This window comes from Rhodococcus yananensis (assembly GCF_020515525.1).
Taxonomy (GTDB): Bacteria; Actinomycetota; Actinomycetes; order Mycobacteriales; family Mycobacteriaceae; genus Rhodococcus; species Rhodococcus yananensis.
In genome coordinates this window covers 79556-93326 of the sequence record NZ_JAIYEP010000010.1, presented here as the reverse complement: position 1 = coordinate 93326, position 13771 = coordinate 79556, and the positions used below count along the sequence as shown (strand labels likewise).

Genomic DNA, 13771 nt, shown 5'->3' with positions numbered 1-13771 from the left:
CGCTCCGGGCGGAGCGGGGCCTTCGTCGAGCAGAGACCGGGTCTCTCCGGCGCCGGGCGCCGGTGCGGTGACCTACTTGGCGACGGTCACGTCGACGTTGTGGACGCCGGCGGACGTGGGGCTGACGGTGGCGGTGCCGTTGCCGTTGCTCGACAGCGCACGGATCTTCCAGTCGCCGGGGGCGGCGAAGAACCGGAAGTCACCGGTGGCCGACGCGACGACCTCCGCGGTGAACTCGTCGGTGCCGTCGAGCAGACGCACGAAGGCACCGCCGACGGGCTGACCGTCGGCCGTCAGAACACGGCCGGTGATGACCGTCTCCTTCTCGGTGTCGACGTTCGCGGGCAGGGTCTGGGTCTGGACGGGTGCTCCGCACATGATTCAGTGAACCTCCAGTTCGATCGGGGCGCCGACGAGCGAGCCGTACTCGACCCAGCTGCCGTCGTAGTTCTTGACGTTCTGCTTGCCGAGGATCTCCTGCAGCACGAACCAGGTGTGGCTCGAGCGCTCGCCGATGCGGCAGTAGGCGATGGTTTCCTTGCTGTCGTCGAAGCCCTTGGCCGCGTAGAGGGCGGTCAGGTCCTCGTCGGACTTGAAGGTGCCGTCCTCGTTCGCGGTGGTGCTCCACGGGATGTTGATCGCGCCGGGAACGTGTCCGCGCTGCTGCGCCTGCTCCTGCGGGAGGTGGGCCGGGGCGAGGATCTTGCCGGAGAACTCGTCGGGGGAACGCACGTCGACGATGTTCTTGTTGCCGATGGCGTCGATGACCTCGTCGCGGAACGCGCGGATCGACGTGTCGGGGGTCTGCGCCTTGTACTCGGTGGCGGGACGGGTCACCTCGTCCTTCGACAGCGGACGACCGTCGAGTTCCCACTTCTTGCGGCCACCGTCGATGAGCTTGATGTCGCGGTGCCCGTACAGCTTGAAGTACCAGTAGGCGTACGCCGCGAACCAGTTGTTGTTGCCGCCGTACAGCACGACGGTGTCGTCGTTGGCGACACCCTTGGCGGACAGCAGCGCCGAGAACTGCTCCTGGTTCAGGAAGTCGCGGCGGACCGGGTCCTGCAGATCCTTGCGCCAGTCGAGCTTGATGGCGCCCTCGATGTGACCACCGTCGTACGCGGTGGTGTCCTCGTCGACCTCGACGAAGACGGTCTTCGGCGCCTGAAGGTTCTGCTCTGCCCAGTCGGCGGAGACCAGAACATCGGAGCGAGCCATGGTTTTTCCTTTCGGTGATGACACTGAGGTCGGTGGGACACTGAGGGGGTGCGGGGGAGGTGCCGAGTGGAGCGTCAGCCCGCCGTGGGCCGCAGACGCGCCAGAAGGGGGTACATCCGGCATCCGAGGCACACACCGAACGCGGCGTTCAGCAGCGCCGCGAACAGTGCGAATCCGGTTGCGATCAGCCCCACGGTGGTGGCGCCGGCCAGGAACCCGAGGGTGCCGATCGCGGCGAATGCGAGACCGACCCCCTGCGCGAACCGGAGCGGCTCGACGGGTTCGGTCTCGCCGACCGGCGACAACCGGGGCGCCACGAGGGACGCGAACAGTGCGCCGTACGGGCTGCGCCGCGGACCGAGTGCCGCGCCGAGCGCGAAGACGATCGCCTGCGCGGCGAGAAGGACGCCGGCCGCGACCGGTGCGAACGACGCGACCACGAGCACGGCGACGAGAACCGTCGTGGTGATCCATGCGGCGAACCGCGGGCCGCGCACGTCGACGCGAGTGGGGGCGGGGGTGGTGAGAGACATGGGAGTGCTCCTGCTCGGATCGAGATCGCCGGGCGGACAGGTGGGCCACGGGCAAGATCACATCGGGGTGCAGGGAAGTGCCGTCACGGGCAGGGACACCGCTCGATGTGGTCAGAAGCAGGTACAACAACAGCCACCGAGGCGGCACAGGTCGACTGCGCGGCGTCGGGTGAGCATCAGCTCTTGGCGGTAGTGCACGCGGGCAGTCTAACCGAGAATCACCCGGAGGTCGGCCCCGGGTCGGTCACAGGGCGGCGAGAGCCCGCGTGACGTCGTCGGCGGCCGGGACCCCGGACACCCGGAAGCACTCGCGACCGTCGCCGTCGAACACGAACGTCGTGGGCAGTGACAGCACCCCGAGGTGTTTCGCCGCAGCCGGGTTCTCGTCGAGATCGAGTTCGACGTCGCGGACGGTGCGGCCCGATCCGGCGGCGTCCTCGACCACACGGGCCAGGACCCGGCGCACCGCTGCGCACGGCCCGCACCAGGGCGCCGAGAAATGCAGGATCACGACGTCACCCGCACCCACCCCTGCCGCGGCCAGTTCGGGACCGACCGCCACCGCGGAGTCCGGTTCCGCGACGGTCCGGCGATCCCGGATCCGCCCGTCCCGCGAGCGCATCAGCAGCCCCGCGGCGACCGTCGCGACGACCACCGCGGCCAGGACCACGAGCGCGGTCATGCGGACTGCCGCACTTCGGTGAGATCGATGGTCACGTCGTGTGCCTCTCCTTCGATGACGATGCGGGAACCGCGCGCCTCCACCGACGTCGGCAGAACACCGAACGGCAGGTCCTGCGGCTCGATCACTGTGGTGAACAGGCCCAGAACCGTGGGTTTCAGTGCGTCGGGGACGGTGAACTCGGCCTGTCCTTCGGGGCCGAAGTACAGGTCGGACGCGACGATGTGGACGCGGTCACCGTCGAGGATCAGGTCGGCCTGCACGCTCACGGTCGCGGACAGCGGACCGACGGGGACGGTGCCGGTGAGCACCACGGCTCCCGCGGTGGTGCGGCCGGACCCGCCGGACCCGCCGGTGCCGTCGGATCTGCTGGCCGGTGGCGCCGACACCTGCAGGTCCGGGATTCCGTAGAGCTGCCCGAGTTCGGTGGCGTCGATCATGACCCGGCCGAACAGCACATCGACGGGTACGGTGCGGAGCGAGCCGTCGAACAGCGACGACGCCGCGGCGTGCGCGCCGATCAGGTTCGCTTCCACCGTGATGTCGCCGAGCGCCTCGGTGTGCACTCCGTCCGCGACGATCTCGACGTTCTCGTACCGCCCGCGCTGGACCTGCAGCAGGAACGGAAACCCGTGGACGGTCACCGCCGGATCCGCGTCGAGTTCGCCGCCCTCGCGGAGTGTGCGGGACACCCGATACTCGGCCCAGGTCGCTGCACCGAAGTCGGCGAGCACGGCGAGCGTCACGACGAGGACGAGTCCGTAGAAGAGTTTCCGCACGCCGACCATTGTGACGGACCGCCCGGTGTGACCGACCGCTCGGGCGTTCGTCGGGTGCGATAACACGGCGGTAACAAACCGAGGGTTAATCTGTAGCACGTCGTTCATCCAGGACGATCCGTCCCGGTCATGGCCCCGGTGCGCGGACGAGCGCATCGGCGAATGCAGGAAGAATCGGAGGACCGTGGAACTTCTCCTTCTGACCTCCGACCCGAACCCGGACGTCGTACTTCCGTCACTGTCGCTGCTGGCCCATTCCGTCCGGCCGGTGCCCGCCGAGGTGTCGTCGTTGCTCGAGGCCTCGGCCGCGGACGTCGCCATCGTCGATGCCCGCGTCGACCTGGCGGCGGCGCGCGGTCTGTGCCGGTTGCTCGGCAGCGCCGGATCCGCCGTCCCGGTCGTTGCGGTGCTCACCGAAGGTGGGCTCGTCGCCGTCAACGCCGAATGGGGTCTCGACGACATCCTGCTCACCGGCACCGGCCCCGCAGAACTCGATGCGCGGCTCCGGCTGCTCGTCGCCCGCAGCGGAGTCGTCACGGGCACCGAGTCGTCCGGCAAGATCACTCTCGGTGAACTCACCATCGACGAGGACACCTACACGGCGCGGTTGCGCGGCAAACCCCTCGACCTCACCTACAAGGAGTTCGAACTCCTCAAGTATCTCGCGCAACATGCGGGCCGCGTCTTCACACGCGCACAGTTGCTGCAGGAGGTGTGGGGCTACGACTTCTTCGGCGGCACCCGCACGGTCGACGTGCACGTGCGGCGGTTGCGCGCGAAACTCGGGCCCGAGTACGAGTCGCTGATCGGGACGGTGCGCAACGTCGGATACAAGGCGGTGCGCCCGAGCAGCCGCAAACCGGGCGCCGGTGGCACCGTCGAATTCGTCGACGAGGACGACGCCGACCGGTGACGTGCCCCTACCGCGCACCGAAGTGATTAGGGTCGGACGTATGGAGTTCGTCGACACCCTCGGCCCCGACCACGTCACCGCAGTGCAGCGGATCCTCGACACCGCCACGGCGGAGGACGGGACCGCACCGGTGTCGGAGCAGGCCGTCGCGTCCCTGACCCGCGACAGCGACGCGCGGCATCTCGTTGCGACCGTCGACGGGACGGTCGCCGGGTACGCCAACCTGACGCCCGCACACGGAGATCACCCGGCGATGGCGGAGGTCGTCGTCGATGTGCCCCGGCGCGGGTCAGGGCTCGGGACGCGGATCGTCGCGGCGGTACTGGAGGCCGGTGGCGACGGTACCCGCGTCTGGGCGCACGGTGATCTGCCGGCGGCCCGCGCGGTCGCGCACCGACTCGACCTCGCCGGTGCGCGCGAACTCCTGCAGTTGCGCCGTGCCCTCGGCGACGACGGTCTGCCGGACGTGCAGGTCCCGGACTCGATCGTGCTGCGCACCTACCGGGGAGCGGACGACGACGTCGAGATCCTGCGGGTCAACGCCGCCGCGTTCGCCTGGCACCCGGAACAGGGCAGATGGACCGCGGAGGACGTCGCGCAACGCGTCGCCGAATCGTGGTTCGACCCCGAGGGACTGTTCCTCGCGTTCGATCGTGACGATCCGTCCCGCCTCCTCGGGTTCCACTGGACGAAGATGCACGCGGCATCCGACGGCGAACCGCCTCTCGGGGAGGTGTACGTGGTGGGTGTCGACCCGGAGGCACAGGGCAGGGGACTGGGCCGGGTGCTCACGCTCGCGGGCCTGCACCACCTCCGTGACCGCGGGTCGGCGACCGTTCTGCTGTACGTCGAGGGCGACAACACGGCTGCGCTCGCCACCTACACCGGGCTCGGCTTCGAACGATTCCACGTCGACGTCGCGTACGCCCGCCGCTGACCCGGCGCCCGGCGACCCGTTACCCCGGATCACGCCGACACCGAACGGAATTCGTGTGATCGTCGTTACACGAACGGACGCTGTATCCGGGCTGTTCATCTCGCGTTAACTCGCGCTCGAGTCCGCGTCCACCGACCGCGCCTAACTTCTGCATACGGGTCGAATGCTGTCGGCTCGGCGCCGGGTTCGCCCGCGTCCCGAAGTCGCCGCCCGAATCGGGTGCGGCGGATGCGATTTTCCGAAGGAGAACAGGTGAACTCGAAGCGCAGCGGCGCCCTGCTCGGTGCGATCGCGGTCGGTGCCCTCACACTCACCGCGTGCGGCAGCGACAACAACGCCGGGTCCGTCGACGTCGACGCGTCGGCCTCCGGAGCGACGTGCGAGGGCAAGGAGAACCTGTCGGGTGCCGGCTCGTCGGCCCAGAAGAACGCCATGGACAACTTCGTGTCCACGTACATCGCGGTCTGCCAGGAGAAGGGCGTCACCAAGAACGTCGCCTACAACCCGTCCGGTTCCGGTGACGGACGCACCCAGTTCATTGCGAGCCAGATCGACTTCGCCGGTTCCGACTCCGCCATCAAGGGCGAGCAGGCCGAGCAGGCCGCCGAGCGTTGCGCCGGCAACCCCGCCTGGAACCTCCCGCTCGTGTTCGGTCCCGTCGCTCTCGCCTACAACCTCGACGGCGTCGACGACCTGACCCTCACCGGCGAGGTCATCGCCAACATCTTCAACGGTGGCATCACGAAGTGGAACGATCCGGCGATCGCCGCGCTCAACGAGGGCGCCGCGCTCCCCGACGCGGACATCACCACGATCGTCCGCTCGGACTCGTCCGGCACCACCGACAACTTCCAGCAGTACCTCGAGGCGTCCTCGAACGGTGCGTGGACCACCGGTGCGGGCTCCGACTTCACCGGCGGTGTCGGTGAAGGCGCGAAGGGCTCCGCCGGGGTCGCGCAGGCCGTGTCGGGCGCGCCGAACTCCATCACCTACGTCGAGACGTCCTTCGCTGAGCAGAGCGGTCTGAGCATCGCGCAGATCGACACCGGTTCCGGCCCCGTCGCGCTCACCTCGGACAGCGCGGCGAAGGCCATCGAGGGGGCGGAGTTCGCACCCGCCGGCGACGGTGACCTCACCCTCGACCTGAGCTCGATCTACGCCACCGAGCAGGAGGGCGCCTACCCGCTGGTGCTCGCCACCTACTCGATCGTGTGCTCCGCAGGTTACGACGCCGACACCTCCGCCGCCGTCAAGTCCTTCCTCACCAGCGCCGCCAACGAAGGCCAGGAAGGCCTCGCCGAGGTCGGCTACGTGCCGCTGCCCGAGTCGTTCAAGGCGAAGCTGACCGAGTCCATCGACGCGATCGCCTGACCCGGCTCGTCGGTGCGGCCGCCCGTTCCTGTATCCATGTTCCGAGAGAATGCGAGCTCGTATGAGTGACGCGCCGACGACCTCGGCCACTCGCACCCCCGATGCAGACCCGGCAGGGTCGGGAACGGGCGGCACCCCCAGCAGTAACCCGGAGGCCACGATCACTTCCTCGACACCCGACCCGTCGCCGAAGAAGGCGGTCGTCCGCCCCGGCGACCGGATCTTCAGCTCGCTGGCCTCCGGATCCGCGATCCTGATCTCCCTGATCATCGGCGCGATCGGTGTGTTCCTCGTGTGGCGCGCCGTGCCGGCACTCCAGCGCAACACCGTCAACTTCCTCACCAGCCGCGAATGGGTGACCGAGGACATCACCAACATGGCGTTCGGTGTCCTCGACCTGTTCCAGGTCACCGTCCTGGTGTCGCTGTTCGCGCTGGTCCTCGCGATGCCCGTCGCCCTCGGCATCGCGATCTTCCTCACCTCGTACTGCCCGGCGCGGATCAAACAGAGCCTCGGGTACATCATCGATCTGCTCGCCGCGGTGCCCTCCATCGTGTACGGCCTCTGGGGCATGCTGATCCTCGCCCCCTTCCTGCGGCCCGTCGCCGTGTGGCTCAACGAGAACCTGAGCTGGATCCCGCTGTTCGCGACCGGCAACAGTTCCATCGCCGGTGGCGGCACCATCTTCACCGCGGGAATCGTGCTCGCCGTCATGATCCTGCCGACGATCGCCGCGGTCAGCCGTGAGGTCTTCGTGCAGACCCCGGTGGCGCAGATCGAAGCGGCCCTCGCGCTCGGCGCCACCCGATGGGAGGTCGTGCGCACGACGGTGATCCCGTTCGGCAAGTCCGGGTACATCAGCGGATCGATGCTCGGCCTCGGCCGCGCACTCGGCGAGACGATGGCGCTCTACCTGATCCTCCGCACCACGTCCGAGGCGTTCTCGTGGTCGCTGTTCGACGGCGGCGCCACCATCGCCTCCAAGATCGCGCTCGGATACGCCGAGTTCAACAACAACATCCAGGCCGGCGCCTACATCGCTGCGGGTCTGGTGCTCTTCGTGCTCACGTTCGTGGTCAACGCCGCGGCCCGCATGATCGTCGCCGGAAAGAAGGACTGACCCATGTCGACGACCACCCTCCGGTCCCCGGTCAAGGCGCCCACCTTCCAACGCGTCAGCGGTGCCCGCCGCGCGAAGGACATCGTGGCCACCGTCCTGGTCACCCTGTCCGTGCTCGTGGCGCTCGTGCCGCTCGCGTGGGTGCTCGTCACGGTCGTCGCGAAGGGTCTGCCCGCGCTGCTGTCGTCGACGTGGTTCACCCACTCGCTGTCCGGGTTGACGGCCTCCGCGATGGGCGGCGGCGTCTACCACGCGATCGTCGGTACCCTCCTGCAGGGCCTCGTGTGTGCCGTCATCTCGATCCCCCTCGGCGTGTTCGTCGCCGTCTATCTCGTCGAATACGCCGGGAAATCGCGGCTCGGCAAGATCACCACGTTCATGGTCGACATCCTCAGCGGCGTGCCGTCGATCGTCGCGGCCCTGTTCATCTACGCGCTGTGGGTCGCGACCTTCGGGTTCCCGAAGTCGGCGTTCGCCGTGTCGCTGGCCCTCGTGCTGCTGATGATTCCCGTGGTCGTGCGCAGCACCGAGGAGATGCTGCGGATCGTGCCGCAGGACCTGCGCGAAGCGTCGTACGCGCTCGGTGTCCCGAAATGGAAGACCATCGTGCGCATCGTGCTGCCGACGTCGCTCGCCGGCATCATCACCGGCATCATGCTCGCCCTCGCCCGCGTCATGGGTGAGACCGCGCCGCTGCTGATCCTCGTCGGCTACGCGCCGTTCATCAACTTCAACCTGTTCGGTGGCGAGATGGGCAGCCTGCCCGGCCTGATGGTCGCCGAGATGAACAACCCCACCGAGGCGGGCTCGATGCGGATCTGGGGTGCCGCACTCACCCTGATCCTCATCATCGCGATCCTCAACATCGCCGCCAAACTCATCGGACGCTTCTCGCAGGTCAAGTAGACCGCGTCCGCGTATTCTTTCGACTCGATACACCAGTGAGGGAGCTCCAATGGCCAAGCGTCTGGACCTCAAGGACGTCAACATCTTCTACGGGAAGTTCCACGCGGTGGCCGACGTGACGCTCTCCGTCCCGCCGCGCAACGTCACCGCGTTCATCGGCCCGTCGGGCTGCGGCAAGTCGACGGTGCTGCGGTCGCTCAACCGCATGCACGAGGTGACACCCGGTGCCCGTGTCGAAGGCTCGGTGTTGCTCGACGGCGAGGACATCTACGACCCCGCGATCGACCCGGTGGGTGTGCGCAAGACCATCGGGATGGTGTTCCAGCGGCCCAACCCGTTTCCCACCATGTCGATCCGCGACAACGTCGTCGCCGGCCTGAAACTGCAGGGTGCCCGCGACCGCAAGAAGCTCGACGAGATCGCCGAGACGTCGCTGCGGGGCGCGAACCTGTGGAACGAGGTCAAGGATCGGCTCGACAAGCCGGGCGGTGGCCTCTCCGGCGGTCAGCAGCAGCGCCTGTGCATCGCCCGCGCCATCGCGGTGCAGCCCGACGTGCTGCTCATGGACGAGCCGTGCTCCGCACTCGACCCGATCTCCACACTCGCCATCGAAGATCTGATCACCGAACTCAAGCAGGAGTTCACGATCGTGATCGTCACGCACAACATGCAGCAGGCCGCGCGTGTCAGCGACCAGACGGCGTTCTTCAATCTCGAGGCCACCGGAAAGCCCGGCAGGCTCGTCGAGATCGACGACACCGAGAAGATCTTCTCCAACCCCACCCAGAAGGCCACCGAGGACTACATCTCGGGTCGGTTCGGCTGAGACGTACCGCACCGCCGCACGGAAGAACCCCGGTCGGAGTATCCGGCCGGGGTTCGCTGTGCGCGGGCGACGAACAGGTCGTGCGGTGGCGGGAACCGTGCGGTGCCCGCCACCGGCGGGATTCAGGACTCGGGGTAGACGGTGAGATTCGACATCCGTGACGTCGTGTCGTGGAAGTCCTCGGACGACGGCAACACGCCGGTGACGAGGAAGACCACGCGGCGACCCACCTCGACGGCATGGTCGGCGAACCGTTCGTAGAAGCGGCCGAGCAGCGTGACGTCGACCGCCGCGGCCACACCGTACTGCCAGTCCCGGTCCATGAGCACCGTGAACAGGTGCCGGTGCAGGTCGTCCATCGCCTCGTCCTCCTCGTGGAGGCGCGCGGCGCGTTCCGGATCCCGGGTCTCCAGGATCTCCCGGGTCGCCGCACCGAGCAACACCGCGATCCGGCCCATCTCCGCGAAGTAGCCGCTGACCTCGTCGGGAAGCACATGACTGGGATGTCGACGTCGGGTGGCCTTCGCGATGTGCAGGGCGAGGGCCCCCATCCGGTCGACGTCGGCGACGATCTGGATGCCGCCGACGACCGCGCGGAGATCACCGGCGACCGGCCCCTGCAGAGCCAGCAGGGCGAACGCCTTCTCCTCGCACACCGCCCCGAGCTCACTGATCTTGTCGTGTTCGTCGATCACCGTTTCGGCGAGACCGAGATCTGCGTGCAGCAGAGCCTGGGTGGCACGTTCCATCGCCAGGCCGGCGAGCCCGGCCATCTCGCCGAGGAGATCACCGAGTTCGTCCATCTGTTCGTTGTAAGCGACGCGCATAATGCCACAGCTTACGATGCGAAGGAGTCGGATTCTCGATATTTCGATGAATGCCGCATGAACGGTGGACCGGACCGGCGGTGTGTCGTCACCTGCACAGGTCGTCGCCGGCGTTGGTGATCGCCAGATCGGCGGGCAGTTGCACGGCCTCCGCGTCGGTGGCCTCCTCGATCGCCACCGGTTCGAGGACGGTCCCGGTGGGTGTCGGATAGGCGACCGTCCCGTCGAAGTCCTCGCCCAGCACGATCTCGATCGTGTCGCCGAGATGCGACGAATCGGGTAGCCGCTGCAGGACCGTGCCCGGGAACATCGACGCCACGGTGGTGGCCTCCGCCTCGAGTCCGGGGGAGAACCGGACGACGCTCTGGGTGCTGGTGCCGGAGTAGTTCCCCACGTCCTCGACCGAGAACCCGTAGGCGGCGACATGCTCCGCCGTGTTCGCGGCCAGCCCCGACACACCCGACGCGTTCGACACCTGCACCGACACCGACCACGGGTCGGCGGCCACCAGGGAAACCTGTGACGTGACCGGGTCGGTGGGTGCGGGAGCCGCCGCGCCGTCGTCCGTCGCGGGCGGTGCGGGCTCGTCACGCTTCTCACCCGGCAGCGGCAGATCGTCGATGATCGCGGTGAAGATCGCGTCGATGTCGTCGAGCCGGGGGATCTCGTTGCCCCAATCGTTGGTTCCCGCGGTCGGGATGGTCATGAAGGTGACCGCACCCGCATCGACGTTCTGCAACGACCTCCCGAGATTGACCAGGGACTCCGTGTTGACGTTCTCGACGAACGTCGCCCGGGTGAACGCACCGATGAAGCCGTTCAGCTTGCCCGGATCGAACAGCACCTTGTTCGACAACGCCGACCGCAGCAGAGACGACAGGAACTTCTGTTGGCGTGCGATCCGGCCGTAGTCGCCGTTGCCCTCCGCCTGGACCTTGCGTGCCCGCACGTAGTTCAACGCCTGACCGCCGTGCAGCACGTGGGTGCCCGCCGTCTCGATGATCGTGCCGAGTTCCCCGTCGACCAGCGGTGTCGGCGTGCACACCTCCACACCACCGATCTCGTCGACCATCGATTCGAACCCCGCGAAATCGATTCCCACGAAGTGGCCGATCTTCAGCCCCGACATCCTCTGGATGACCTTGACGAGGCATTTCGGCCCGCCGAGGGCATAGGTGGCATTGAGTTTGTCGCCGTCGGCCGCCGGGTAGATCTCCGACGAATAGTCGCCGGTCGTGCTGTCCCAACCCAGGCACACCGGTCTCTCGACGTCGAGATCGCGGGGAAAGGACACCGCCACGACGCGGCTGCGGTCGGCGGGGATGTTCACGAGGATGACGACGTCGGCGCGCGCCCCCTCCGCATCCTCGACGGTGCCGGCACCGACCTGCCCGCTCGCGCCCGCGCGGCTGTCGGTCCCGACGATGAGGAAGGTCTCGTCGCCGGTCTGCCCGCCGGGATCGACGATGTCGGCGGACTCCGTGTCCAGCGCCGCGATCTGGGAGAACCCCGCCTCGGTCGACCGGACGTACGTCCACGCACCGCCCGTGACGACGAACGCGAGGGTGGAGACGACCGCGACGGCACTGCGCGCGGCGAGGCGCATCTTGCGTCGTCGACGTTGCTTCCCGAGCGCGAGTCGGCTCACCCCGGCGGCGCCGACCGCGTGCGGTTCGGCCTGCGGCGGATCCGTCGGTGAACCGGGGTCGGGCAGATCGGTGCCGGACGCACCGGTACCCGACGAACTGGACGGGGGTTCGTCGCCGACGGCCGAGATGATCTCGGTGGGAGCGTCGTCCTCGGTCGCGGAAACCGCGCGGGGAGGATGCGCCCGCGGGGGTTGCGGTGGCAGCGGAGACCGGGCGTCGGGAGGGGCCTGCTGCTGCGCGGGTTCGTCACCGTCCGGTGGTGTCGGCGGTGGTTGCGCCCGGCCGGACGTGCGTGAGGAGGGGGGCGCGCCCGCAGCCTTGCCCCGGCCGACCTTGTTCATCAGTTCCGCGACGGTCAGTTGCTCGGGATTGGCTCCGGACTCGCCGCGGCGGATGCGTCCGGAATCGTTCCGGCGGCCGGTCGCCGCCTCGCCGCGGCCGGCGTCGGACGATCGGCCGTCGCGGCGGATGCGTCCGGACTGTGTCTCACGGTAGGTGCTGTCGGCAAGTGGGCGTTCCCACGGAGCGCGACTGTCGGGCAGCCCCGAATCGTGCTCCTGATCCACCGACCACTACCGCCTCTCCACGACACCCGTCGCGCTCGTGAGTATCCCTCGTGTGCGGGTGGCGCCCCGTTCTCCGGGGCCTCCGCAACGAAGACCTCGCAATGATACTGACTGTCGGTTCCTCCGCCGGAGTGTCGTCGCGGCACGGGCGATCTGGCGGGGGAAACGACCCGGTCAGCCGCCCGAATGCATGATGTCGGCGCCGACGGGAACGGCGGTGTCCTCGGGGTCGTCGAGCCACCCCTCCGGCAGCGCCACCGCGCTGGGTGAGCCCTGCCGACCGCGCGGGCCCTCGGCGTCGGCGGGGAACGGGACGTCCGGGTCGAGGAGACCGAGCAGGTCGTCGAGTTCGGCCAGCGACGACACCCGGGCGAGACCGTTGCGCACATCGGATCCCGCCGGGAAACCACGCAGGTACCAGGCGATGTGTTTGCGGATCTCGCGCATACCCCTGTCCTCGCCGTGGTGGTCGGCCAGGAGAGCGGCGTGGCGGCGCATGATGACGGTGACTTCCCCGAGTGTCGGCGGTACGGGGACGTCCCGGCCGGCGAGCGCATCGCTGAGTTCGGCGAACAGCCACGGACGGCCCAGGCAGCCGCGCCCGACGACGACACCGTCGCAGCCGGTCTGCGCCATCATCTTCTCGGCGTCCTCCGCGGCGAAGATGTCGCCGTTGCCGAGGACCGGGACGTCGGTCACGTGGTCCTTCAATCGCGCGATCTCACCCCAGTCCGCGGTGCCCGAGTACCGCTGAGCCGCAGTGCGGGCGTGCAGGGCCACCGCGGCGGCGCCCTCCGCGGCAGCGATCCGGCCCGCGTCGAGATGCGTGTGGTGCTCGTCGTCGATACCGATCCGGAACTTGACGGTGACCGGGATGTCGGTTCCCTCCGTGGCGCGCACCGCGGCCGCGACGATCTGCCCGAAGAGACGGCGCTTGTAGGGGAGCGCGGATCCACCGCCCTTGCGGGTGACCTTCGGCACCGGGCAGCCGAAATTCATGTCGATGTGGTCGGCGAGATCCTCGTCGACGATCATCTTCGCCGCCGCGTACGTGTTGTCCGGGTCGACCGTGTAGAGCTGCAGCGATCGGGGTGTCTCGGTGGGGCCGAAGGTCGTCATGTGCATCGTCACCGGATGACGTTCGACCAGTGCGCGGGCGGTGACCATCTCGCACACGTACAGGCCGGACGTGCTGCCGGCGCGTTCGAGTTCGAGCTCGCGGCACAGGGTGCGGAACGCGACGTTCGTCACGCCTGCCATCGGTGCCAGCACGACCGGGCTGTGCAGGTCGAGCGAACCGATCTTCAGGGCAGACATGAGAACCTCGGTGAAACGTTGTCGTTCGGGAGAATACGACGATTGGATCCGTACCGGCGCGGGAACGGCCCGTGCCCGGCACCGATGGCGGTACCGGGCACAGGATAGCCCGTGGCCGGGACGTCAC

At 68.4% G+C, this 13771-nt stretch carries 15 protein-coding genes; 6 read left to right on the top strand and 9 right to left on the bottom strand.

The window, feature by feature from the left end:
* Positions 1-72: 72 nt before the first annotated feature.
* From LDQ05_RS04540 to LDQ05_RS04520, 6 genes are all read right to left on the bottom strand, one after another.
* Positions 73-378 carry a DUF1416 domain-containing protein gene (locus tag LDQ05_RS04540; RefSeq protein ID WP_226435693.1) on the bottom strand — a complete coding sequence of 102 codons (306 nt, stop codon included), beginning with the start codon at positions 376-378 and terminating at the stop codon, positions 73-75.
* Positions 379-381: 3 nt separating this feature from the next.
* On the bottom strand, positions 382-1218 hold the full coding sequence (locus LDQ05_RS04535) for a sulfurtransferase (protein WP_226435692.1): 837 nt from the start codon (positions 1216-1218) through the stop codon (positions 382-384).
* 74 nt (positions 1219-1292) lie between these two features.
* Positions 1293-1751, bottom strand: a complete 459-nt coding sequence (locus LDQ05_RS04530) for a DUF4395 domain-containing protein (protein WP_226435691.1) — start codon at positions 1749-1751, stop codon at positions 1293-1295.
* Positions 1752-1862: 111 nt separating this feature from the next.
* The gene (locus tag LDQ05_RS19925; RefSeq protein ID WP_353735299.1) at positions 1863-1949 is read right to left on the bottom strand and encodes a putative leader peptide; all 87 of its coding nucleotides are present in this window, start codon (positions 1947-1949) and stop codon (positions 1863-1865) included.
* 46 nt (positions 1950-1995) lie between these two features.
* Entirely contained in the window at positions 1996-2433 is a 438-nt protein-coding gene (locus tag LDQ05_RS04525) for a thioredoxin family protein (RefSeq protein WP_226435690.1), read from the bottom strand.
* Entirely contained in the window at positions 2430-3212 is a 783-nt protein-coding gene (locus LDQ05_RS04520; RefSeq protein WP_226435689.1) for an LmeA family phospholipid-binding protein, read from the bottom strand. Before LDQ05_RS04520 ends, LDQ05_RS04525 begins: the two co-directional genes overlap by 4 nt.
* 184 nt (positions 3213-3396) lie before the next feature.
* Between LDQ05_RS04520 and LDQ05_RS04515 the strand changes: the two genes are divergently transcribed.
* The 6 genes from LDQ05_RS04515 (at position 3397) to pstB (ending at position 9285) form a co-directional block, all read left to right on the top strand.
* Entirely contained in the window at positions 3397-4125 is a 729-nt protein-coding gene (locus tag LDQ05_RS04515; protein ID WP_226435688.1) for a winged helix-turn-helix transcriptional regulator, read from the top strand.
* Between the two features lie 40 nt (positions 4126-4165).
* Positions 4166-5062: a mycothiol synthase gene (gene mshD / locus LDQ05_RS04510; RefSeq protein ID WP_226435687.1), complete on the top strand. Its 897-nt coding sequence runs from the start codon at positions 4166-4168 to the stop codon at positions 5060-5062.
* A 252-nt stretch (positions 5063-5314) separates the two neighbouring features.
* On the top strand, positions 5315-6433 hold the full coding sequence (gene pstS, locus LDQ05_RS04505; RefSeq protein WP_226435686.1) for a phosphate ABC transporter substrate-binding protein PstS: 1119 nt from the start codon (positions 5315-5317) through the stop codon (positions 6431-6433).
* 61 nt (positions 6434-6494) lie between these two features.
* Positions 6495-7553, top strand: a complete 1059-nt coding sequence (pstC, locus tag LDQ05_RS04500; RefSeq protein ID WP_226435685.1) for a phosphate ABC transporter permease subunit PstC — start codon at positions 6495-6497, stop codon at positions 7551-7553.
* 3 nt (positions 7554-7556) lie between these two features.
* On the top strand, positions 7557-8459 hold the full coding sequence (pstA, locus tag LDQ05_RS04495) for a phosphate ABC transporter permease PstA (protein WP_226435684.1): 903 nt from the start codon (positions 7557-7559) through the stop codon (positions 8457-8459).
* Positions 8460-8508: 49 nt separating this feature from the next.
* A complete protein-coding gene (gene pstB / locus LDQ05_RS04490; protein ID WP_226435683.1) occupies positions 8509-9285 on the top strand; it encodes a phosphate ABC transporter ATP-binding protein PstB in 777 nt (258 codons plus the stop codon).
* A 122-nt stretch (positions 9286-9407) separates the two neighbouring features.
* On the opposite strand, the gene phoU is transcribed toward pstB, so the two are convergent.
* The 3 genes from phoU to dusB form a co-directional block, all read right to left on the bottom strand.
* Positions 9408-10112 (bottom strand): phosphate signaling complex protein PhoU, encoded by a 705-nt coding sequence (gene phoU / locus LDQ05_RS04485; RefSeq protein WP_226435682.1) that lies wholly within the window; start codon positions 10110-10112, stop codon positions 9408-9410.
* An 88-nt stretch (positions 10113-10200) separates the two neighbouring features.
* Entirely contained in the window at positions 10201-12327 is a 2127-nt protein-coding gene (locus LDQ05_RS04480; RefSeq protein ID WP_226435681.1) for an LCP family protein, read from the bottom strand.
* Positions 12328-12501: 174 nt separating this feature from the next.
* The gene (gene dusB, locus LDQ05_RS04475) at positions 12502-13644 is read right to left on the bottom strand and encodes a tRNA dihydrouridine synthase DusB (RefSeq protein WP_226435680.1); all 1143 of its coding nucleotides are present in this window, start codon (positions 13642-13644) and stop codon (positions 12502-12504) included.
* Between the last annotated feature and the right edge of the window lie 127 nt (positions 13645-13771).

What these genes read in the sequence shown, in the direction of transcription:
- mshD (WP_226435687.1), top strand. Translation starts at nt 4,166, where the DNA reads ATGGAGTTCGTCGACACCCTCGGCCCCGACCACGTCACCGCAGTGCAG.
- dusB (WP_226435680.1), bottom strand. Translation starts at nt 13,644, where the DNA reads ATGTCTGCCCTGAAGATCGGTTCGCTCGACCTGCACAGCCCGGTCGTG.
- pstA (WP_226435684.1), top strand. Translation starts at nt 7,557, where the DNA reads ATGTCGACGACCACCCTCCGGTCCCCGGTCAAGGCGCCCACCTTCCAA.
- LDQ05_RS04540 (WP_226435693.1), bottom strand. Translation starts at nt 378, where the DNA reads ATGTGCGGAGCACCCGTCCAGACCCAGACCCTGCCCGCGAACGTCGAC.
- LDQ05_RS04525 (WP_226435690.1), bottom strand. Translation starts at nt 2,433, where the DNA reads ATGACCGCGCTCGTGGTCCTGGCCGCGGTGGTCGTCGCGACGGTCGCC.
- phoU (WP_226435682.1), bottom strand. Translation starts at nt 10,112, where the DNA reads ATGCGCGTCGCTTACAACGAACAGATGGACGAACTCGGTGATCTCCTC.
- LDQ05_RS04535 (WP_226435692.1), bottom strand. Translation starts at nt 1,218, where the DNA reads ATGGCTCGCTCCGATGTTCTGGTCTCCGCCGACTGGGCAGAGCAGAAC.
- pstC (WP_226435685.1), top strand. Translation starts at nt 6,495, where the DNA reads ATGAGTGACGCGCCGACGACCTCGGCCACTCGCACCCCCGATGCAGAC.
- LDQ05_RS04530 (WP_226435691.1), bottom strand. Translation starts at nt 1,751, where the DNA reads ATGTCTCTCACCACCCCCGCCCCCACTCGCGTCGACGTGCGCGGCCCG.
- pstB (WP_226435683.1), top strand. Translation starts at nt 8,509, where the DNA reads ATGGCCAAGCGTCTGGACCTCAAGGACGTCAACATCTTCTACGGGAAG.